The sequence below is a fragment of the Methylopila jiangsuensis genome (assembly GCF_027922305.1).
GTDB classification, from domain to species: domain Bacteria; phylum Pseudomonadota; class Alphaproteobacteria; order Rhizobiales; family Methylopilaceae; genus Methylopila; species Methylopila jiangsuensis.
This window is the reverse complement of record NZ_BSFK01000016.1, coordinates 878,041-898,191: the sequence shown is the minus strand read 5'-3', so window position 1 is coordinate 898,191 and position 20,151 is coordinate 878,041. Positions and strand designations below refer to the sequence as shown.

18 protein-coding genes are annotated in these 20,151 nt (G+C 72.8%); 6 read left to right on the top strand and 12 right to left on the bottom strand.

Annotation, left to right across the window (positions count from 1 at the left end; translation table 11 throughout):
- Window positions 1–69 precede the first annotated feature (69 nt).
- A complete protein-coding gene (locus tag PKE85_RS17245; protein WP_271205996.1) occupies window positions 70–1,335 on the top strand; it encodes a serine hydroxymethyltransferase in 1,266 nt (421 codons plus the stop codon).
- On the opposite strand, the gene PKE85_RS17240 is transcribed toward PKE85_RS17245, so the two are convergent.
- Both PKE85_RS17240 and PKE85_RS17235 read right to left on the bottom strand, forming a co-directional pair.
- Window positions 1,323–2,348 (bottom strand): P1 family peptidase, encoded by a 1,026-nt coding sequence (locus PKE85_RS17240; protein ID WP_271205995.1) that lies wholly within the window; start codon window positions 2,346–2,348, stop codon window positions 1,323–1,325. The genes PKE85_RS17245 and PKE85_RS17240 overlap by 13 nt on opposite strands.
- A gap of 16 nt (window positions 2,349–2,364) precedes the next feature.
- Complete coding sequence (locus PKE85_RS17235; protein WP_271205994.1) at window positions 2,365–3,711, bottom strand: cell wall hydrolase; 1,347 nt, start codon at window positions 3,709–3,711, stop codon at window positions 2,365–2,367.
- Between the two features lie 403 nt (window positions 3,712–4,114).
- Between PKE85_RS17235 and PKE85_RS17230 the strand changes: the two genes are divergently transcribed.
- Together PKE85_RS17230 and lysM are read left to right on the top strand one after the other, a co-directional pair.
- On the top strand, window positions 4,115–4,639 hold the full coding sequence (locus PKE85_RS17230; RefSeq protein WP_271205993.1) for an outer membrane protein: 525 nt from the start codon (window positions 4,115–4,117) through the stop codon (window positions 4,637–4,639).
- Window positions 4,640–4,734: 95 nt separating this feature from the next.
- Complete coding sequence (lysM, locus tag PKE85_RS17225) at window positions 4,735–5,169, top strand: peptidoglycan-binding protein LysM (RefSeq protein ID WP_271205992.1); 435 nt, start codon at window positions 4,735–4,737, stop codon at window positions 5,167–5,169.
- Between the two features lie 104 nt (window positions 5,170–5,273).
- Here lysM and PKE85_RS17220 read toward each other — a convergent pair whose 3' ends face one another.
- The 4 genes from PKE85_RS17220 to PKE85_RS17205 form a co-directional block, all read right to left on the bottom strand.
- Window positions 5,274–5,876, bottom strand: coding sequence for a glutathione S-transferase family protein (locus tag PKE85_RS17220; RefSeq protein WP_271205991.1), 603 nt, complete (start codon window positions 5,874–5,876; stop codon window positions 5,274–5,276).
- Window positions 5,877–6,024: 148 nt separating this feature from the next.
- Complete coding sequence (locus PKE85_RS17215) at window positions 6,025–6,237, bottom strand: cold-shock protein (RefSeq protein ID WP_271205990.1); 213 nt, start codon at window positions 6,235–6,237, stop codon at window positions 6,025–6,027.
- A 199-nt stretch (window positions 6,238–6,436) separates the two neighbouring features.
- A complete protein-coding gene (locus PKE85_RS17210) occupies window positions 6,437–7,297 on the bottom strand; it encodes a 23S rRNA (adenine(2030)-N(6))-methyltransferase RlmJ (protein ID WP_271205989.1) in 861 nt (286 codons plus the stop codon).
- Window positions 7,298–7,409: 112 nt separating this feature from the next.
- Window positions 7,410–8,006, bottom strand: coding sequence for a superoxide dismutase (locus tag PKE85_RS17205; RefSeq protein ID WP_271205988.1), 597 nt, complete (start codon window positions 8,004–8,006; stop codon window positions 7,410–7,412).
- Between the two features lie 199 nt (window positions 8,007–8,205).
- Between PKE85_RS17205 and PKE85_RS17200 the strand changes: the two genes are divergently transcribed.
- The gene (locus PKE85_RS17200) at window positions 8,206–9,417 is read left to right on the top strand and encodes a hypothetical protein (RefSeq protein WP_271205987.1); all 1,212 of its coding nucleotides are present in this window, start codon (window positions 8,206–8,208) and stop codon (window positions 9,415–9,417) included.
- A 10-nt stretch (window positions 9,418–9,427) separates the two neighbouring features.
- Here PKE85_RS17200 and PKE85_RS17195 read toward each other — a convergent pair whose 3' ends face one another.
- Window positions 9,428–11,587: a S9 family peptidase gene (locus PKE85_RS17195; RefSeq protein WP_271205986.1), complete on the bottom strand. Its 2,160-nt coding sequence runs from the start codon at window positions 11,585–11,587 to the stop codon at window positions 9,428–9,430.
- 366 nt (window positions 11,588–11,953) lie between these two features.
- On the opposite strand from PKE85_RS17195, the gene PKE85_RS17190 reads away from it, so the two are divergent.
- A complete protein-coding gene (locus PKE85_RS17190) occupies window positions 11,954–12,367 on the top strand; it encodes a Ros/MucR family transcriptional regulator (protein ID WP_271205985.1) in 414 nt (137 codons plus the stop codon).
- Between the two features lie 86 nt (window positions 12,368–12,453).
- Here the strand turns inward: PKE85_RS17190 and PKE85_RS17185 are convergent, their stop codons facing one another.
- A complete protein-coding gene (locus PKE85_RS17185; protein WP_271205984.1) occupies window positions 12,454–13,731 on the bottom strand; it encodes an exo-alpha-sialidase in 1,278 nt (425 codons plus the stop codon).
- Between the two features lie 211 nt (window positions 13,732–13,942).
- Between PKE85_RS17185 and PKE85_RS17180 the strand changes: the two genes are divergently transcribed.
- Window positions 13,943–14,929 (top strand): alpha/beta hydrolase, encoded by a 987-nt coding sequence (locus PKE85_RS17180; protein ID WP_271205983.1) that lies wholly within the window; start codon window positions 13,943–13,945, stop codon window positions 14,927–14,929.
- A gap of 7 nt (window positions 14,930–14,936) precedes the next feature.
- Here the strand turns inward: PKE85_RS17180 and PKE85_RS17175 are convergent, their stop codons facing one another.
- The 4 genes from PKE85_RS17175 to PKE85_RS17160 form a co-directional block, all read right to left on the bottom strand.
- The gene (locus tag PKE85_RS17175) at window positions 14,937–16,388 is read right to left on the bottom strand and encodes an MFS transporter (RefSeq protein ID WP_271205982.1); all 1,452 of its coding nucleotides are present in this window, start codon (window positions 16,386–16,388) and stop codon (window positions 14,937–14,939) included.
- A 10-nt stretch (window positions 16,389–16,398) separates the two neighbouring features.
- Window positions 16,399–17,757, bottom strand: coding sequence for a glutathione-disulfide reductase (gor, locus tag PKE85_RS17170; RefSeq protein ID WP_271205981.1), 1,359 nt, complete (start codon window positions 17,755–17,757; stop codon window positions 16,399–16,401).
- A 112-nt stretch (window positions 17,758–17,869) separates the two neighbouring features.
- Window positions 17,870–19,477 (bottom strand): molybdopterin-binding/glycosyltransferase family 2 protein, encoded by a 1,608-nt coding sequence (locus PKE85_RS17165; protein WP_271205980.1) that lies wholly within the window; start codon window positions 19,475–19,477, stop codon window positions 17,870–17,872.
- The gene (locus PKE85_RS17160; protein ID WP_271205979.1) at window positions 19,474–20,145 is read right to left on the bottom strand and encodes an XdhC family protein; all 672 of its coding nucleotides are present in this window, start codon (window positions 20,143–20,145) and stop codon (window positions 19,474–19,476) included. Before PKE85_RS17160 ends, PKE85_RS17165 begins: the two co-directional genes overlap by 4 nt.
- Window positions 20,146–20,151 lie beyond the last annotated feature (6 nt).

The following is a 20,151-nucleotide window of genomic DNA, read 5'->3' as shown; positions in this document are numbered from 1 at the left end:
GGATGGTTACCGAAACATGGCGAGGCTATGGTCCGGCGAACGTCCCCGACGAGGTGTCGCCTTTCCGCCATGGCCGTCCTCCATCCCGGCTACTTCGACGCCGGCCTCTCCGCCGATCCCGAACTCGCCGCCGCTGTCGCGGGCGAGCTCAAACGCCAGCAGGAGGGGATCGAGCTGATCGCCTCGGAGAATCTGGTCTCGCGCGCGGTGCTGGAGGCGCAAGGCTCCGTGCTCACCAACAAGACCGTGGAGGGCCGCGCCTTCGCCCGCTACTACGGCGGCGCGGCGTTCGCGGACGCGATCGAGGACCTGGCGGTCCGCCGGGCCACGGCGCTGTTCCGCTGCCGCTTCGCCAACGTGCAGCCCCATTCCGGCTCCAACGCCAACGCCGGCGTGTTCTTCGGCCTGCTCAGGCTCGGCGACACGATCCTCGCCATGGACACCGCCGCCGGCGGCCACATCAGCCACGGCCATCCGGCGACGCTCACGGGGCGCGACTACCGCATCGCGCGCTATGGCGTGAACCGGGAGACCGAGCGGATCGACCTGGACGAGGTGGCGGCGCTCGCGAAGCGGGAGCGGCCGAAGATGATCGTCGCCGGCGGCTCGGCCTATCCCCGCGCCATCGACTTCGCGGGCTTCCGCGCCATCGCCGACGAGGTCGGCGCCTGGCTGATGGTGGACATGGCTCATGTGGCGGGGCTGGTGGCGACCGGACTCTACCCCGATCCCCTGCCCCACGCCCATGTGGTCACCTCCACCAGCTACAAGTCGCTGCGCGGCGCGCGGGGCGGCTTCGCGCTCTGGAACGACGACGCGCTGTCGGCGCGCATCGACGCCGGCATTTTCCCGGGCGTGCAGGGCTCCGTGATGATGCATGGGGTGGCGGGCAAGGCCGCCTGCTTCGGCGAGGCGCTGAAGCCGGAGTTCCGCGCCTACAACGAAGCCGTCCTGGCGGGGGCGCAGGCGCTGGCGCGGCGGCTTTCCGACCGGGGCCTGCGCATCGTCGCCGGCGGCGCCGACTGCGGCCTGCTGCTGGCGGACCTGACGCCGCTCGGGCTCACCGGCGACGTGGCGGCCAAGGCGCTGGAGCGCGCCGGGCTCGCGGTGAACAAGAACCTGATCCCATTCGATCCGCGTCCGCCGGAGGCGCCATCCGGCCTCAGGCTCTCCGCCAACGCCGGCGCCGCGCGCGGCTTCGGCGCGGCCGAGTTCGAGACCGTCGCCGACTGGATCGCGGATGTGGTCGAGGCGCCGGACGACGCCGCGCGGATCGCGGCGGTTGCGGCCTCGGTGCGGGAGATGACGGCGCGGTTCCCGGTCTACGGGGCCTGACGGCCGTGACGCAGGGCCCATGAGGGCTGCGCGCCCGGAAACGGCAGCGGCGTCGCGGCGTGGACGCCCCGGGCGATGGCGCGGGCGAGCGTCAGCGCCGCCGCGTGGCCGATGAGCGAAAGCGCCGCCAGCCGGTCCGGCCCGAGAGCGACCCGTTCGGTGGAGGCGGCGAACACCAGATCGCCGTCGAGCGGGGTGTGGACCGGGAGCAGCGCCCGCACGAGCCCGCCCTGCGCCATTCCTGCGAGCGCCTTCGCCTCCGCCTTGGTCAGCGCGGCGTCGGTGGCGACGATGGCCAGCGTGGTGTTCGCGCCCGCGAGCGGCTTCGGCGGCGGGAGCAGCGCCTGCGCGGGAACCTCAGGCGCGGGGCCAAGCCCGCCGAACTCGACCCCGATCTCGTAAGGCGCCGCCCAGAACCACGGCCCGTCGCCGACGGTGGCCGAGCCCAGCGCGTTCACCGCCGCAAGCGCCCCGACCGTGACGCCGAGCGGTTCGATCGCGGTGGAGGCGGAGCCGAGCCCGCCCTTCAGCGTGGCGGTGCGGGCGCCGAGCCCCGCGCCTACCGAGCCCAGCGCCACCTCGGGCCCCGCGGCGCGCGCGGCGGCGTAGCCCAGATCCCGATAGGGCGGGAAGCGGCCCCAGTCCTTGTCGCCGCCGTTGGTGAGATCGAACAGGATGGCGGCCGGCACGATCGGCACCCGCGCCGGGCCGACCGCGAAGCCGCGCCCGTCCTCGGCCAGCGCCGCCATCACGCCGGAGGCGGCGTCGAGCCCGAAGGCCGAGCCCCCGGACAGGACCAGCGCGTCCACCCGCTCCACCGCGCGCTCCGGCGCCAGCAGTTCGGTCTCCCGCGCGCCCGGCCCGCCGCCGCGCACGTCCACGGAGGCGACCGCCGGCCGCTCGAACAGCGCCGCCGTGACGCCGGACCCGAGCCGCGCGTCCTCCGCCTGCCCCACGAGCACGCCCGCCACGTCGGTCAGCGCGTTGCGGGGGCCGGCGCGGAACGGGGTCATGCGACGCGAGGCCTCCTCAGGCCGCGTCGGCGGGCGGGGTGTGCCAGCGCACCCGATAGAAGATGTGGCGGCCGATGGCGTCCAGCTTGACCATGTCGCGGATCCAGCGCGGCCGCACATAGGTGGCGTGGTAGTGGGTCGAGGGTCCCACCTCCGCAAGCCAGGCGCCGTTCTGCACCACGTCGCGGGAGATGCGGGTCGCGACCTCCCAGGCGTGCGCGTTGTTCACCCGGTCCGCGATGCGGTCGCAGGCGAAGGAGAACTGGCAGGCGTTGCGGCGGTGCTTGTTCTGATAGACCACGCCGCAGATCGTGTCCGGGTAATAGCCGGAGCGGACCCGGTTCAGCACCACCTGCGCCACCGCGTACTGGCCTTCCACCGGCTCGCCGCGGGCCTCGAAATAGATCGCTTCCGCAAGGCACTGCTCCGAGGCCGCGAGCTGGTCCTCGGGCACGAACAGGCGGTTCGACAGGCGCGTGACCACGGGGGCCTCGCTGCGGGCGCGCAGCTCCGCGGTCTCGGGCGCCACGTCGGACAGCGCGGGCGTCAGCGCCACCGGAACGACGCCGGCCACCGCCGGCGACTGCGGGCCGCCCGCGGGCTGAGCCACCGGCAGCGCCGCCACCACCAGCGGCGCGGCGACGGAGGGGGTGGAGGTTTCGGGCATGCGCCCGCCGGACAGCTTGACGACGTTGGGCGTGGAGCCGTCGTGATTGGCGCCGGCCTCGCGCGGCGTCATGGGCACGCGGGTGACGCGCGCCGCGGCCGCCTCGTCCTGCGGGTCGGCGTAGGCGCTGTCGGCCAGCGCCCCGTCGGCGGGGAGCGCGTCGCGCTCCTTCGCGACCGCCGCGACCTCGGGCAGCGGCTGCATGGCCGCGACGATCGCCGCGTCCGCCGGCCAGTAGCGCGCCACGTCGCCCGCGAAGGGCAGCGCCGCGAGCCCGCCGCGCCGGTCGGGATGGAGCGCGTCGCCGAGCGGCGGCAGGGTCGCGAGCGCGTCCGGATCGGGACGTCCCGGCTCCGCCGGCGGCTCGTAGGGTTTGGGCGCGGTGATGGGACGGATGTCGCCGCGGAGCGTGCGGTCCACGAAGGGCGCCGGCCGGTCCTCCTTGGCGAGCGGCGCGGGCGGCGGCGCCAGCTCAGGCTGGTCGAGCACCACCAGGTTCTCGCCGGCGTTCAGCGACGCCATCAGCAGACCCGGCCCGCGGCCGGTGGCGAACAGGTCCGCCGTCTCCAGGGAGGCCATGTCGGCGCGCATGCGCGGCTCGGAAGCGAAGTAGACCGCCTCTCCAGCCCCGCGCGCCACGCCCGGCAGCAGGCCGGAAGCGTCCTGTCGGGCGATGGAGGTGCTGGCGAAGACCAAAGCGGCGCTTGCGAACCCGACGCGGAGAAGAGCCTTCGGTCCCGGATGCCGTCCGCGCCGCGGCGCGTTCGCGCGCCCGCCCTTCTCCGCTCGCACCATGGACGCCACCCTGACCGCGACCGCGCCTCCCAGGCCCGGGCCGGAGGCCGGGGCGCGAAGACGGTCGGAAACCACACATGAGTATGGTTGTCGGTCCTTAACCTTGATGGCCGGTTAACGCCGAAACCGGCGGCGCGACATAGGTAGCGATAACGCGCCGCTAACCACGCTGCGCTTTTGCGGGGCCGGTGACGCTTTGTTAACCGGCGCGTCACCCTCCCCGGTTACCTTTCGCAAAGCCTAACCGGGAGTTTCGCCGCTGCCGCCCCTGCGCGCCCTCGCCTGCCTGACGCTCGCCGTCCTCGTGTCCACGGCCGCCCGCGCGGCCGAACCGGCGGAGGCGGGCGCGCTCTGGAGCGGACCCTATGCGGGCGCGCTGCTGTCCTACGGACGGGTGGCGGGCGAAGGCGCGGGCGGCGCCCTGCTGGTCGGATACGGCTGGCGCTCCGGTCCATGGGCTTTGGGAATCGAAGGCGATCTCACGCTGGGCGGCTTCGATGGCCGGGCGCAGGGCGGCCGCTTCGAGACCGAGGCTCTGGGCGGCGTGCGAGCCCGCGTCGGCTACGCCTTCGACCGCTTCGTGGTCTATGGCGCGGCCGGCGCCGCCTTCGCGTCGGTGGAGTACGCGCGCGGGGGCGCACGGGACGGCGCGACCCATTTCGGCTGGACGCTCGGCGCCGGCGCGGAAGCCCATCTGGGCGGCGGCGTCTCCGCGCGCGCCGAATTTCTCTATGTGGACCTCGACCGCCGAGGCTACCGCGCCGATCGCGAGGTCTCGCTCGCCCCCGACGGCGGCCTCGCCCGGCTCGGGCTCAATTACCGCTTCTGAAGCGGAAAATTAACCAGATCATATGGCCGTGATCCATCGGCCGGCCTATCTTCCCGCCCCCGCACGAACGATGCGGCTGCGAACGGGAGGCCCCAATGGGCATTTTCGATTTCATCAAGGACGTGGGCGAGAAGCTGTTCGGCGCGAGCGAGGCGCAGGCCGCCCCGGCCGACAAGATCAAGGAGGAGCTCGCCAAGCACGGGCTCGATTCCGGCGACGTCTCCGTGCAGGTGGACGGCGACACCGTGAAGATCAGCGGCTCGGCGCCGTCGAACGAGGTGCGCGAGAAGATCATCATCGCCGCCGGCAACACGCTCGGCGTCTCGAAGGTCGAGGAAGACCTCAAGGTCGCGACGTCCGAGCCGGAAGCGAAGTTCTACACCGTCAAGAAGGGCGACACGCTGTCGAAGATCGCCCAGGAGCAGTACGGCAAAGCCAGCCGCTATCCGGACATCTTCGAGGCCAACAAGCCGATGCTGACCCATCCGGACAAGATCTATCCGGGTCAGGTGCTGCGCATCCCGGCCTGAGCCGCCGCCGGAAAACTCCCGCCGTCATGCCCGAGCGCGTCTCGGGCATGACGGCGCGTTCGATCGTCCCGACGTTCAGGCCAAGGACGAGCGCAGCCGCCGTGTCAGGCCGGCGCGCGGGTGGCGTCGTAGGCGGGCGTCTGGGCCCGGAAGGCGTCGAGCCATTCCACCAGTTTCGGGTGATCGGCGCGCCAGCGCCCTTCGAACCTGAGGTCGAGATAGCCGAGCGCGCAGGCCACCGCGATGGTCCCCACGTCGATGCGGGACGACGGCGGCGCGTCCTCCAGCGCCTTCAGCGCCCGCTCCACCTTGCCGGCCTGGTTGGCGAGCCAGCCGGCGTCGCGCTTGTCCTCGGCCCGCAGCCGCACCTCGTAGATCTGCAGCAGGGCGGCGTCCATCAGCCCGTCCGCCAGCGCCTGCAGCCGGAGCACGGCGAAGCGCTCCGCCGGATCGGCGGGGATGATGCGGCCGCCGCCCGCGAGGTGGTCGAGATATTCAAGGATCACCCGGCTGTCGAACAGGGTCGCGCCGCTGTCGAACTCCAGCGTCGGGATCTTGCCGAGCGGGTTCAGCCCGCGGATGGCGTCGTCCGGGTTCGTGGTGTCGGTCTTCACCACCTGAATGCGGTCCGACAGGCCGAGAACCGCGGCGGCGATCTTCACCTTGCGTCCGAAGGGCGACGGCGGCGACGAGCGGAGCGTGAGCATGGGCATTGGCGTTCGGGTCCTCGGCATATGAAAACGCCGCGGCCCGTCCTCAGGGGACGAACCGCGGCGCATGTTCGCGCCGCCTCCGTTCAGGGCGGCTTCCGCGGCGATGAGCGGGGCCTGCCCGCCGCCCAGTCGCCGACGGCGATCAGTTGACGACGAGATTGACCGCCTTGGGGCCCTTGCCTTTCCGGTCCGGCTCCACGTCGAACGAGACGTGCTGGCCCTCGCTGAGGCTGGACAGCCCCGAGCGCGTCACCGCGGACACATGAACGAAGATGTCGCTGCCGCCGTCATCCGGCTTGATGAAGCCGTAGCCCTTCTCAGCGTTGAAGAACTTGACCGTCCCACTTTGCGCCATGTGGGCGCCCCCTTGCCTGCCGTTGCCATTCGCGCCTCCCCCAAGCGAGGCGCCGCCCCACGCGACAGACATATGGCGGGAGCGCGGACGCGCCGAACTCCCCCCGCCACGGCCAGACCCGCGCGCTGCCCTGATTTGGTAAAGGCATGGGCACGAGGATGGCAAGGTGAAAAGAGCGCCATTCCGGGACGCGAATGTCTCAATTCTGCGGCGCCGCGAGGCTCTCCACCACGGCGCCCGCACCCGGCGCCTGGGCGAGCGCCGCCGCGAGTTCCGGCAGTCCCGCCGAAAGCTCCTCGGCCAGCGTCCAGGGCGGATTCGCGATCACCAGCCCGGAACCCGCGAGCGTCCGCGGATCGTTCGGTTCGCGCACGCGCAGTTCGACCCGCAGCAGCTTGTCGACGCCGGCCGCCGCGAGCGGCCGCAGCAGCGCCGCCGCGGTCTCCCGCGCGTCCTTGATCGGATACCACAGCATGTAGACGCCGGTCGGCCACACCCTGCGGGCGGCGAGAAAGCGCTCGGCCATGCGCGCAAGCTCCCCCGGCTGCTCGAACGGCGGGTCGATCAGCACCAGCCCGCGCCGCTCCCGCGGCGGCAGCCAGGCGTTGAGCGCGGTCCAGCCGTCGATCTCCACCACCTTGGCCCGCGCGTCCCGCCCCATGGCGCGGGCGAGGCTCTCCCGATCGGCGGGATGCAGTTCGCACAGCCGCAGCCGGTCGTCGTCCCGGGCGAGGCGGCGCACGATCTCCGGCGAGCCGGGATAGCGGGCCAGCGCCCCGTCCGGCGTCGCGAACTCGGCCAGCACGGACCGCCACGGCGCGAGCAGCCGCTCCGTGGCCTCGCCGAAGCGTCGCCCCGCGACGCGTCCGACGCCGTCGCGCCACTCGCCGGTGCGCCTCGCCTCGTCGCCGTCGAGATCGTAGACGCCCACGCCCGCATGGGTGTCGAGATAGCCCCACGGCGCAGGCTTGGCGTTGAGATAGGCGACGACGCGCGCCAGCGCGACATGCTTCAGCACGTCGGCGAAGTTTCCGGCGTGGAAGGCGTGACGGTAGTTCAAGGACGGTCTCTCGGATGAAAAGACGCGCGGCGCGGCGGCAGGCCCGCCGCGCCGCGCGCGGAATGTCCGACGATCGCGCGCCCGAAGGCGCTAGGCGCTCAGGACGTCGGCGTCACTTGGCTTCCGAATAGAGCTTCTCGACGTATTCCCAGTTGATGAGATTGTCGACGAAGGCCTTGAGGTAGTCGGGGCGGCGGTTGCGGTAGTCGATGTAGTAGGAGTGCTCCCACACGTCGACGCCCAGCAGCGGGGTCGCGCCATGGACCAGCGGGTTCTCGCCGTTCGGGGTCTTCAGGATCTCGAACTTGCCGTCCTTGAGCGCGAGCCAGGCCCAGCCGGAGCCGAACTGGCCCTTGCCGGCCTCGATGAAGTCGGCCTTGAACTTCTCGACGCCGCCGAGGTCGGACTCGATCTTCTTCTCGATCTCGCCCGGAATCGCGCCGCCGCCGTTCGGCTTGAGCCAGTTCCAGAAGTGCAGGTGGTTGTAGTGCTGGGCGGCGTTGTTGAACAGCGGCGCGTTCTTGCCGAAGCTCTGCTTCACCACCTCCTCGAGCGACAGGCCCTCAAGGCCCGATCCCTCGAGCAGCTTGTTGCCGGTCTCCACATAGGCGTTGTGGTGCTTATCGTGGTGGAACTCCAGCGTCTCCTTGGACATGTAGGGCTGGAGCGCGTCGTAGGCGTAAGGCAGTTCGGGGAGCTTGAACGACATGAAAAATCTCCAGAATTGCGTCCGGGTGATCGACGCCCGGGGCGCCGGCGTCCCTGCGCTACATAGGCCCCAGGCCACGGCGCGACAACGCCGAAGTGGAAGAGCGGCGTAACGGGTCCCATACTACCGCTTTACCGGGCGATAACCGTAATCCGCGCATCATGCGCCCGGAATCAATTTGCCGGCGAGGATCGCGTCCATGCATTTCGTTCTTTACGGCCTCGGCGCGGTGCTGCTGCTCTGGAGCGCCTTCCTGCTGCTGACCGGCGACATGGTCGCGACCGTGGACATCGCCGCGAGCCTCGCGGGCTCGGGCGCCATCGCCATCGGCCTCGGCGCGGTGGTGGAGGCGATCGGCCGCGCCGCCCGCGTGGTGGCCGCCACCGCCGGGAGGGTCATGGTCCCGGTCGCCCGCGACGACGCTCCCGCCGCCCCCCGCGCGTTCGCGCCGCGGGTCGAGCCCGAAGCCGCGGCGCCCGCCCTGCCGGACGTCTCCTCCGCCCGCCCCGTCGCGCCGGAGGTGGCGCCGTTCCTGCGCCGCGCTCCGATCGCTCCCACAGCGCCCCTGGCGCCGGCGGAACCAATCGCCCGCCCGCTCGGCAAGGCCGCCAAGCGCCGCGCCGCGGCGGCCGCCCGCACCGAACCGGAGATCGCTCCGCCGCCTGTCGCCGCCCCGACGCTCGGCGGCGGCGTGGCGCTCGCCGCAGACCGCGACGAGCCGGAGGACGTGGGCCCGCCGCCGGTCGCGCTGCGCCGGACGGAGCCGGCCGTGGAGCCGACGCCCGAACCGGAGCCCTTCGCGCCCGAGCCGGAACCGGAGACGCCCGAGCCCGTCGCGGAGGGCGCCCCGTCCGAACCGCCGGCGGCGCCTGAGCCGGCCCCTGCCCCGGCGGCGGTCAGCAAGCCCGATCCCAAGACCCCGGAATGGCTGGTGCGCGCCCGCGCCCGCCGCGCCGAACGCGCGCGGGACGAGGCCGCGGCCGTCGCGACGGCCTCCGCCGCGCCGGCGGTCGCAGACGCCGCGACGGAGCCTGACGCGCCGACGCCCGCGCCCCAAGAGCCGGCCGCCATCGAGGACGAACCGGCGCCGGTCGCCCGCGCTGAGCCGGATGAGGCTCCGGCGTCCGACGACGGCCGGCAGGTGGTGCGGGAAGGCGAGCACAACGGCGTCTATTACCGCTTCTTCACCGACGGCTCGATCGAGGCCCGCAGCGAGCACGGCGTGCGCCACTTCGCCTCGCTGGACGAGCTTCAGGCCACCATCCAGGCGGCCCGCGGCGGCCATGCGGAGGCTGCGTCCGCCGCAACGGACGAGACCGCGGCGGACGAGGCTCCCGCCGAAGGCGGCTCCGCGCCCCAGGACGATTTCGAAGCCGCGCTCGCCGCGCTCGAGGACAAGCGGGACCGGTGATCCGGCCCCGTCAGCCCTTGGCCGCCTCGAAGCCTTCGGCCGCCGCGGCGTCCGGATGGCCGACCGCGGCGAGGGCGAAGGCGTAAGCCAGCGCCACCTCCTCCAGCCGGTCGAACCGGCCGGAGGCGCCGCCGTGGCCGGCGTCCATGTTGGTGCGCAGCGCGAGCGGGCGTCCCGACGTGGTCTCCTCCCGGAGCCGGGCGATCCACTTGGCGGGCTCCCAATAGGTCACGCGCGGATCGGTGAGCCCCGCGAGCGCCAGGATCGCCGGGTAGGCCTGACGCGTCACGTTGTCGACCGGGCTGTAGCTCCGGATCCGCGCGAAGGCCTCAGCGTCGCGGATCGGGTCGCCCCATTCCGGCCATTCGGGCGGCGTCAGCGGCAGGCTGTCGTCCAGCATGGTGGTCAGCACGTCCACGAACGGCACCTCCGCCAGCACGCCCGCGAACAGCTCGGGCCTGAGATTGGCCACCGCCCCCATCAGCATGCCGCCCGCCGAGCCGCCATGGGCGACTATGCGGCCCGCCGACGTGAAGCCTGACGCGGCCAAGAGGTCCGCAGCGGCGATGAAGTCGGTGAAGGTGTTGGCCTTCCTGTCGAGCTTGCCGTCCAGATACCAGCCCCAGCCCTTGTCCGCGCCGCCGCGGATGTGGGCGATGGCGTAGACGAAGCCGCGATCCACCAGCGACAGCCGGCCGCCGGAGAAGCTCGCCGGCATGGAGATGCCATAAGCGCCATAGCCGTAGAGCAGGCACGGCGCGCCGCCGTCGAGCGCGAGGCCGCGTTTGTGGATCACCGTCACGGGGACCAGCGCGCCGTCCAGCGCGGTCGCCTGCAGCCGGCGCACCACGTAAGCCTCGGGGTCATGGCCGGAAGGGATCTCCTGCCGCTTGCGCAGCGTCCGGTCCCGGCTCGCCAGGTGGTAGTCCCAGGTCTCCGAGGGCGTCGCGGGCGAGGAGTAGACGAAGCGGGTCAGGTCCGTGTCGAAGGTCGGGCCGGCCATCAGCCCGAGGGAATAGGCCTCCTCGGGAAAGGCGATGGCGTGCTCTGCGCCATCGTCGAGCCGCCGGATCACGATGCGCGGCAGCCCGTCCTCGCGCTCCAGCCGGGCGAGATGGCGCGCGGTGACGGCGTGGTCGAGCACATAGACGCCGGGGCGATGGGGAACCAGCTCCTCGGCGTCGGCGATCTCGGCGTTCTCGACCTCCGCGGGCAGGCGCGCGAGCTTGAAGTCCACCGCGCCCCCCGCGTTGGTGCGCAGGATCAGAGTGGAGCGGCCGTCGAGCGACGGGTGGTGGTCGATCTCGTAACGCAGGCCAGCCTTGCGCGCCGCCACCAGCCGCGGCGCGTTGGCGAGACTGGCCCGGTCGATCAGCCGGGCCTCGCTGGTGTCGTGGTCGGAGATGGTGACGACGCAGAAGGCGCCCGAGCGGGTCTCCTCCACGCCCACGAACCAGCCGGCCTCCGCCTCGCGATAGACCAGTTCGTCCCCGGCGACCGGCGTTCCCAGCCGGTGGCGCCACACCTCCAGCGCCCGGTGCTGCTCGTCGAGCCGCACGTACCAGAAGCCGGCGCCGTCGGAGGACCACACCGCGGCGCCGGTGGCGTCCGGCACGCTGTCGGGCAGGTCCGCGCCGGTCGCGAGATCGCGCACCCGGATGGTGAGGAACTCCGAGCCCGCCTCGTCCGCGCTCCAGGCCAGCAACTTGTGGTCCGGCGAGGGCGACCACGAGCCGAGCTGGAAGAACGCCCGCCCCTCCGCCAGCGCGTCGCCGTCCAGCAGCACGGTCTCCTCGGCGTCGGGCCGGCCTGTCGGGCGCCGCGCCACCAGCGGGTGCTGGCCGCCGGCGCGGTAGCGCACCGCGTAGTCGAAGGGGCCGTCGCGGGTGGGGACGCTGGAATCGTCCTCCTTGATGCGCCCGCGCATCTCCGCCACCAGCGCCGTCGTCAGCGGCTCCAGCGGCTTTAACAGCGCGGCGGCGTAGGCGTTCTCGGCCTCCAGATAGGCGCGGATGTCCTCAGGCAGCGTCTCGGGGCGGCGCATCACCTCCTGCCAGTTGTCGGCGCGCAGCCAGGCGTAGGGGTCCTCCAGCCGGACGCCGTGGACCTCGCGCGCGCTCGGACGACGGTCGGCGCGGGGCGGCGGCGGAAGAGCGGCGCCAGCGGTCATGGGCGGGGTCCTCGGACAGGCGGGTGCGTCGGGCGGGCGCCCGCGGGGGAGCGGACGGTAGCCACCCCTCCTCCGCCCGGCAAGGCGCGGCGCGGCGGACCGCGCCGCCCAAAGCCCGGAGAGACCTCCCGCCTGCGAGATAACGCATCCGTTCAACATGTCGGATGAGGACGAATGCTGAAAAGAGTTTTGGAAGAACTTGCCAGCGCCCAAAGGATTGTTTATCTAGCCGCAAGTTCCCCGAGCGGAGTCGGTCAGCGTCGCTTTTTCCACAGCGCCTGACGTCGCCGAACAGAAGAACCGGCGCGATTGCGACGCTTTTGTGGCGTTCGGGCCGCCGCCCAGCTTACGGATCCCGAGTTTATAATGACCGAAGACGCGACCCCCGCGAACTACATCGAACTCGCCGCCGACATCGTTTCGGCCTATGTCAGCAACAACTCGGTGGCCGCCGCCGATCTGCCGACGCTGATCGGCGAGGTGCATCAGGCGCTGAGCCGCGTCTCCAACGGCGCTCCCGAGCCGGAGCCCGAGGCGCTCCGCCCCGCCGTCCCGGTGAAGAAGTCCGTGACGCCGGACTACATCGTCTGCCTCGAGGACGGAAAGAAGTTCAAGTCGCTGAAGCGCCACCTGCGCACCCAGTACGACATGTCGCCGGAAGAGTACCGCGAGAAGTGGGGCCTGCCGACCGACTACCCGATGGTGGCGCCGAACTACGCCGCCGCCCGCTCCGAGCTCGCCAAGAAGATGGGCCTCGGCCAGCAGCGCGGAAAGCGCTGATCGCTTGTAGTGTCTTTCGGCGCGCCGCGTCATGAATTTGAGAACGCCCGCCCTCACCGGCGGGCGTTCTCCGTTTCAGCCGCGGCTCAGGGCCGCACGCAGGCCTGCTCGGGCTTGTTCGTTGGGATGACGCGGAAACGCACCGCCGCGCGGTAGTCGTCGTTGTCCACGGTCCCGCCCTCGTAGACCAGCGCCAGCGCCGTGTCGTCGATGGGCGAGAGCGCGCTGTAGCCGGCGCCGCCCGGATCGAGCAGGCAGGCGCTCCAGCTCGCGCCCTTGTCCGAACTCACGGCGAGCGTCAGCCGCTTGCGATCGCTGACGTGGCCGCGCCCCTTGGTCGGCCGGTCCGAATGGGGATAGGTGACGAACAGCCGTCCGGCGTCGGCCGCCGCGCCCGCCTGGGCCGGCGCCGCGCTCAGGGTCTCGTCCGGCCGGATCGAGACGTAGCTTTCGCCGCCGTCTCGGCTGATGGCCACGAGACGATACGGGTCCGCCGCGCCGTCCTCGTCGCCACGGGCGCGGATGCTGGCGATGGTCGGCCGCAGGGTGGCGAACAGGTCGTTTCCGCCGAGCGGCGCCAGCGCCACCTCGTTGCCGGCGACAGCCTTGTCGCCGCCCCGGGTGGTGGCGCCCTTCCGCCAGGTGCGCCCGCCGTCGTCCGACAGCAGCAGATGGGGATAGGTCGGCGCGACGATGCGTCCGCTGTCGAGCACCACCGCCGTGCCCGGAACCGGAGAAAGGATCCGCGCCACGTCGCCGGAGAAGGCCATGGGCTGCGGTTTCGACCAGGTGGCGCCCTTGTCCGCGCTGCGCGCGGTCCACAGGCTCTGCTCCGCGGGCACGCCGCAGCGTTCCCGGTCGCGTCCCGCGAAGCGGGCGCATTCGCCGCTGTTCTTCTCGCCGGTGGTGCGGTTGACGCCGAAGATCATCAGCAGCTCGCCCGGCAGCTTGGCGAAGATCGGGCTGCCCACCAGCGCCACCCGGAACTCCGGCGGCAGGAACTGGCGGTGGTCCACCATCAGCTTCGGCGCGCTCCAGGTGCGGCCCCGGTCGGTGGAGACCCGGCTCATGAGGTCCATCACGCCGGTGTCGACGCAACGCGCGCGCCGGCGGCGACGCTCGTCGGCTTGCGCCGCGACGCGGTCGTCATGGCCGAGACGGCGTTCGGCCACCGCCAGCACCGTGCCGTCCTCGAAGGCGACCACCGAGGGCAAGCGGTAGCAGGCCTCCTCGGTGGAGCGGAACAGCACGCCGTCGTCGCCCGCGGCAAGCGCGTCGAGAGGAAGCGTCGCGGCCAGGGCCAGAGCCGCGACGGCGGCGAGGCCCCGCATCTGGCGCGCGATGGGTGATGTTGTGAGGCTCATGCGGCAGCGTCTCCTTGGTCGATCGGCGGCGGCCGCGGCGTGCGCCGCAGGCGGCGGGAAGTGAGGCAGGCGGTTGTGGCGGTTGCAAGACCGGGGCCGTCACGAGGGCTTGGAAACGGGGAACGGAACCGCGCGGCGGGCGGTTCTCATGCGACGCGACGGCCTTATGTTGCACTGCGAGCCAACGTCCAAACCGTCGGGAAAGGCCTCAATGCCGCTGCGCCTGCTCGTCCTGCTGCTGACCTTCGCGACGCCGGCGACCGCCCAGCCGCCCATGTCCGGAGGCTCCACGGTCCAGCGCAGCCTCGCCATGCCGAGCGCGGCGCTCGGGCAGCCGGTGCGTTATTCGGTCTACCTGCCGGCGGGCTACGCGCGGAGCGGGCTGCGCTATCCGGTGATCTACCTGCTGCACGGCTTCGGCGGCGACGACCTGTCCTTCTTCGATTCCGGCGACCTGCAGGAGGTCGCCGACCGGCTCGCCGCCGAGGGCGAGCTGCCGCCCGCCATCATCGTCACGCCCTCCGCCAAGAAGGGCTGGTACGTGGACAACGCCGAGACCGGGCGCTGGGAGACCGCGCTGCTCGACGATCTGGTGGACGGCGTCGACGCCCAGTACCGCACGCTGGCGAAGCGCGAAGGCCGGGCGGTGGCCGGCTACTCCATGGGCGGCTACGGCGCGCTGCGCTTCGCGCTGCTGGAGCCGGAGCGCTTCGTCGCCGCCGGCAGCCTGTCCGGCGCGCTGTTCCCGGACGTGAAGGCCGCGACCGACTTTCCGGCCTTCCAGCTCGCTTTCTTCGGCCGGGCGTTCGGCGCCACCTTCGATCCAAAGACGTTCAACGCCGCGAGCCCCTGGCGGCTGCTGGCCGACGACGCCGCGGACGCGCCGGCGCTCTACATGAGCGTCGGCGACCGCGACATCGGCATCCTGGCCGAGGGCAACGCCGCCTTCGAGAAGGCGTTGGCGGCGGCGCGCATCCCCGTCACCTATTCGGTCGCGCCCGGCGGCCATGACTGGGCGCTGTGGGGCTCGCAGCTTGCGCCCATGCTGGAGTTTCTGGGCAAGCGGCTGGCGAAGCCGCTCCCGGCGGACGCCCCGAACGAGCCGGAGCGTTCCGCCGCCGTGCCCCGCAAGGACGCGCTCGGGCCGGCGACGCCCACGATGCCCAAGCTCGGCGTGCAGACCGCGCCGGCGCGCTGAGGCGGCGTCAGCCCTCCAACGGCGCGGGCTCGAACGTGTCCCGGAGCGGCCGCTCCGGCATGGCGAGGAAGCAGACCCAGGCCGCGACCGTGGCCGCCATCGTCGCCCAGAACGCCAACGCGAAGGCCTGCGGCGGAATCGCGGCCACGAAGCGCGCGCCATGGGCCTCCAGATCGCCGCCCTCCCCCAGCACCAGCGCGCCGAGGATCGCCACCCCGAAGGCCGCGCCGAGCGAGCGCAGGAAGGCGAGCAGGCCGGTGGCCGCCCCGAGGTCCGCCCGGCCGACCGCGTTCTGGGTGTTCACCGTCGCGGTGGGGAAGATGGGGCCGAGCCCGAGCCCGTAGACGAACAGCAGGCCCTGCGTCAGCCAGATGGAGCGCTGCTCCACCGCGAGCGCGAGCCCGAGCAGGGCGATCGCCGCCAACGCGAGGCCGATCAGCGCAGGCCCGCGGGTGCGCTTCAGCTTCGGCAGCGTCTTCCCGGTCAGGCCCGCGCCGAACACCGACCCCGCCGCCATGGCGATGAGGCCGAGCGCGGCGCGGTCCGGCGGCAGGCCGTTCATGGCCTCGAAATACACCGGAATCAGGGTGGAGAGGCCGACGAAGCCCGCCATGCCGAAGAACACCGCGCCGGTGGCGCAGGCCACCACCCGGTCCTTCAGCACGCCGAGCGGAATCAGCGGCTCGGCGAAGGTGGCGAGCCGGACGGCGAAGGCGACGGACGCGACGGCGGACGCGACGGCGAGGCCGAGCACCTGCGGGCTGTCCCAGTCGCCGCTCATGCGCCCGAAGGACAGCGCCAGCATGGCGAGCGAGGTCGCCGCCACCACCAGCACGGAGCCCAGAACGTCGAGCCGGCGGCGCTTGGGCTGGAACGGCAGCAGGCGCAGCGGCCCCGCGGTCATGGCCACCGCCGCGGCGGCGAGCGGCAGGTTGACCCAGAAGATCAGCGACCAGTGCAGATGCTCGGCGAAGGCGCCGCCCACCACCGGCCCCGCCACGCTGGAGGTGGCCCAGACCGCGGAGATCTGCGCGGTGTACTTCGCCCGCTGCCGGGGAGGCACCAGATCGCCGATCACCGTCTGGGCGAGCGCGATCAGCCCGCCGCCGCCGAGCCCCTGGATGGCGCGCCCGAGGATGAGGGTCCCCATGTTGGGCGCCAGCGCGCAGACCACCGAGCCCGCCACGAAGATGCCGACCGCCCAGAAGATGACCGGACGGCGGCCGTGGATGTCCGCGAGCTTGCCGTAGAGCGGCACCACCGCCGTGCCGGTGACGAGATAGGCGGAGATGATCCAGGGCAGGAACTCGGCCCCGCCCAGCGCCTCGCCGATGGTGCTCATGGCGGGGGCGACGATGGTCTGGTCCAGCGCCGCGAGCAGCATGGCGGTGAGCACGCCGGCGATGATGCGCCGGCGCGTGGCGTCGTCCACCGCCGCCGGGGCGGCGTGGGCGTCCATCAGCGCGGGCTCACGACGGCGTCCATTTGGTGCGGAGCGTCACCAGTTCTTCCGCGGCGGAAGGGTGCAGCGCCACCGTCTGGTCGAAGTCGGCCTTGGTCGCGCCCATGCGCACCGCGATCGCGGCGAGCTGGATCATCTCCGCCGCCGCCTCGCCCACCACATGCACGCCGAGCACCCTGTCGGTCGCGGCGTCCACCACGATCTTCATCAGCACCTTCTCGTCGCGGCCCGACAAAGTGGCCTTCATGGCCCGGAAGCGGGTCTTGTAGATGTCGACCTCGCCCTTCTCCCGCGCCTGCGCCTCGGTGAGGCCGACGACCCCCACCTCCGGCGTCACGAACACCGCGGTCGGGATGGCGTCATAGGCCACAACGGTCGGCCTGTTTCCGAACACGGTGTCGGCGAAGGCGTGGCCTTCCCGGATCGCCACGGGGGTGAGGTTCACCCGGTCGGTCACGTCGCCCACCGCATAGACCGAGGCCACGTTGGTGCGGTTGTTCACATCCACCAGAATGGCGCCGGCATGGCTGGTCATGACGTTGGTGGTCTCGAGCCCGAGGCCGGCGGTCGCGGGCGTGCGCCCGATGGCGAGCATCACCTGATCCGCCTCGATCACGCGGCCGGCCTTGGTGGCGACCCGCCGGCCCTCGCCCGCCGCCGCGATCTCCGCGATCTCGTCGGACAGCACCAGCTCCACGCCGCGCTTCCTCAGGCCCTCCGCAACCTCGTCCCGCACGTCCTCGTCGAAGCCGCGCAGAACCTTGTCGCCGCGGTGGATCAGCGTCACCTTCGAGCCGAGGCCCGCGAACACGCTCGCGAACTCCAGCGCGATGTAGCCGCCGCCGGCGATGACGATGGTTTCGGGGAAGCGCGGCAGGTCGAAGGCCTCGTTGGAGGAGATCGCCAGCTCCGCGCCGGGGATGTCGGCGCCCACCGGCGCGCCGCCGGTGGCGATCAGGATGGTCCCGGCCGTGATCTCGGTCCCGTCGGCGAGGCGCACCGCGTTGGGGCCGGACAGCGCCGCCCGCTGCCGGTGCAGCGTCACGCCCGCCCTGTCGAGATTGGCGGCGTAGAGGCCGGACAGCCGGGTGATCTCCTTCTCCTTGGCGGCGACCAGCCCCTCCCAGGAGAACGTCGCCTCGGGCACCGTCCAGCCGAAGCCCGCGGCGTCCTCGAACGCGTCGGCGAAGCGGCTGGCGTAGACATAGAGCTTCTTCGGCACGCAGCCGCGGATGACGCAGGTTCCGCCCACGCGGAAGTCCTCCGCGATCGCGACGCGGGCACCGTAGCCGGCGGCGATTCGGGCCGCGCGCACGCCGCCGGAGCCCGCCCCGATGACAAACAGGTCGACGTCGTAATCGGCCACGGCGGGCTCCTTCATTCGCTCATGTCGCCGGCCAAGGGCTTAAGCCGGCGGGGGCGGGACCCGCAAGATGGGCGGCGCGCGGCTAAGGACAAGCGCGCCCACGGGCGGGCGGTCAGCCGCCCCGCAGGGCGCGCAGGGCTTCGGGCGTGTCCACGTCGGTCACGGGCGCGGCGTCGGCGATCTCCACCTCCCGCACCCAGTCGGCGTTGGGGCCGATGAGCGCGCGGCCGCCCACGTCGCCCGTCACCGCCATCAGCTCGGGGAAGAAGCGCCGGCCCCACAGCACCGGATTGCCCCGCGCGCCGTCATGGACCGGAAGAACCGCATGGGCGCCCGCCGCCGGATCGAAGGCCGCGACCAGACGCCGGATCAGATCCGGCCCGACCCGGGGCATGTCGCCCAGCGCCACCAGCGCGGCGTCGGTTCCGGGCGCGAGCGCCGCGAGCCCGGCGCGCAGCGAGGTGGACAGGCCGTCCGCGAAATCCGGATTGGCCACGAAGCGCACCGGCAGGCCGTCCAGCGCCGCCATCACCTGCTCGCGCTGATGGCCCACCACCACGACCACCTCGCTCAGGCCCGCCGCCACCGCCGCCTCCGCCGCGTGGCGCGCCATGGGACGGCCGTCCACGGTCTCCAGCAGCTTGTTCGGCCCGCCCATGCGGCGGGAGCGGCCGGCGGCGAGCACGATCCCGGCGATCCTCGCCTTGCCCTCGCTCGGCGTCTCGCGCGGCTGGGGACGGGCCGCGATCTCCATCAGCAGGCCGCCAACCCCCATGCCGGCCATCTCCCGGCCGGTCATGGGCAGGCCCGCCAGCAGCCGGTTCAGCACCCAGTCGAAGCCGTTCTCCTTCGGCGAGCGCGCGCAGCCCGGCGCGCCGATCACCGTCACGTCGCCCAGGCGCCCCAGCAGCAGCAGGTTGCCCGGATCGACCGGCATGCCGAGCCGCTCAACCGTCCCGCCCAGCGCCTCGATCGCCATGGGCGCCACGTCGCGCCGGTCGGTGACCGCGGAGGCGCCGAACACGATGACGAGCTCCGGTGCGGCCGGCGACAGCCGCGCCAGCGCGCCGGCGAGCGCCTGCGCGTCGTGCTCGACCCGGAGCTCGCCCACGATGCGGGCGCCGGCGGGGGCGAGGCGGCGCTCCAGCGTGGCGATGGTCTTGTCCACCACCTTGGGCGACAGGCCCGGCAGCAGGGTGGAGACCACGCCCACCTTAAGCGGCGCGAAGGGCGCGAGCCGGATCACGGGCGCGGCCGCCCGGGCCGCCGTCTCCGCTTTCGCCACCACCGTCTCGGGCAGCGCGAAGGGGATGATCTTGATGGTGGCGACCATGGCGCCCGCCGCCACCGGCGCATGCTGGGCGAGCGTCGCCAGCGTCACGTCCTCGTCGATCAGGTTGAGCGCGTCGACCCCGCCGGCGTTCACCAGCAGCAGCCCGGCGCGCTCGGCGTAGACGTTCACCCGTCCCGTGAAGGGCGCCTCGGCGGCGAGGCCGGCGCCCGTGAGCGCCGAGGCGATGCGGCGCGCGGCCTCGTCCTCGGGCACGTCGTCGGCCTCGAGGCTCGCCACCACCAGCTCGCGCACGCCCCGCGCGCCGAGTTCGGCCACGTCGCGGGCGGTGACGGTAGCCCCCTTCTTGAGCAGGAAGCCCGCCGCGCGCACCGCATGGGCCGCGACCGCGCCCACGGCGTCGTCGAGCGGAACGGCTCCGAACCTCATGGCGTCCGCTCCGGCGCGCGCAGCGCCATGACGATCTCGGCGAGCGTCGCCACCGCGATCTCCTCGGGCCCGGCCGCGCCGATGGCGAGGCCGATGGGCGAGCGGATGCGGTCGAGCGCCGCGTCCGCGACGCCGGCCGCCCGCAGCCGCTCCCGGCGCGCGGCGTGGGTCTTCCGGGAGCCGAGCGCGCCCACATAGAAGCAGCCGGCGCGGAGCGCCGCCACCAGCGCCGGATCGTCGATCTTGGGGTCGTGCGTCACCGCCGCGACGGCGGTGTAGGGGTCGAGCCCGAGCGCCGGCAGCGCCATGTCCGGCCATTCGGCCCGCAGCGCCACGCCCGGAAACCGTTCCGGCGCGGCGAAGGCGGTGCGCGGGTCGACCACCGTGACGGCGAGGCCGACCGCCGTCGCCATGGGCGCCAGCGTCTGGGCGATATGGACCGCGCCGACGACGACGAGGCGGGGGCTGGGCTCATAAACCGCAAGGAACCACTCGCCCGCCGCGCGGCTGCGGCCGGCGCGGCGCGCCGCCGCGATCTCCGTTTCCAGCGGATCGCCTGCGGGATCGAGCACGAGGCGCTGGGCGCCGTCGTCGAGCCGGGTCACGACCGTCGCCGGGCGGCGGGCGGCGCGGGCGGCGTTCAGTTCGCCAAGCAGCGCAAGCTCCATGGCGCT

Excerpts from the sequence above, each read along its gene's own strand:
- PKE85_RS17195 (WP_271205986.1), bottom strand. The coding sequence starts at position 11,587 with ATGACCGCTGGCGCCGCTCTTCCGCCGCCGCCCCGCGCCGACCGTCGT.
- PKE85_RS17205 (WP_271205988.1), bottom strand. The coding sequence starts at position 8,006 with ATGTCGTTCAAGCTCCCCGAACTGCCTTACGCCTACGACGCGCTCCAG.
- PKE85_RS17215 (WP_271205990.1), bottom strand. The coding sequence starts at position 6,237 with ATGGCGCAAAGTGGGACGGTCAAGTTCTTCAACGCTGAGAAGGGCTAC.
- PKE85_RS17180 (WP_271205983.1), top strand. The coding sequence starts at position 13,943 with ATGCCGCTGCGCCTGCTCGTCCTGCTGCTGACCTTCGCGACGCCGGCG.
- lysM (WP_271205992.1), top strand. The coding sequence starts at position 4,735 with ATGGGCATTTTCGATTTCATCAAGGACGTGGGCGAGAAGCTGTTCGGC.
- PKE85_RS17165 (WP_271205980.1), bottom strand. The coding sequence starts at position 19,477 with ATGAGGTTCGGAGCCGTTCCGCTCGACGACGCCGTGGGCGCGGTCGCG.
- PKE85_RS17245 (WP_271205996.1), top strand. The coding sequence starts at position 70 with ATGGCCGTCCTCCATCCCGGCTACTTCGACGCCGGCCTCTCCGCCGAT.
- PKE85_RS17175 (WP_271205982.1), bottom strand. The coding sequence starts at position 16,388 with ATGGACGCCCACGCCGCCCCGGCGGCGGTGGACGACGCCACGCGCCGG.
- PKE85_RS17190 (WP_271205985.1), top strand. The coding sequence starts at position 11,954 with ATGACCGAAGACGCGACCCCCGCGAACTACATCGAACTCGCCGCCGAC.
- PKE85_RS17220 (WP_271205991.1), bottom strand. The coding sequence starts at position 5,876 with ATGCTCACGCTCCGCTCGTCGCCGCCGTCGCCCTTCGGACGCAAGGTG.
- PKE85_RS17185 (WP_271205984.1), bottom strand. The coding sequence starts at position 13,731 with ATGAGCCTCACAACATCACCCATCGCGCGCCAGATGCGGGGCCTCGCC.
- PKE85_RS17200 (WP_271205987.1), top strand. The coding sequence starts at position 8,206 with ATGCATTTCGTTCTTTACGGCCTCGGCGCGGTGCTGCTGCTCTGGAGC.
- PKE85_RS17240 (WP_271205995.1), bottom strand. The coding sequence starts at position 2,348 with ATGACCCCGTTCCGCGCCGGCCCCCGCAACGCGCTGACCGACGTGGCG.
- PKE85_RS17160 (WP_271205979.1), bottom strand. The coding sequence starts at position 20,145 with ATGGAGCTTGCGCTGCTTGGCGAACTGAACGCCGCCCGCGCCGCCCGC.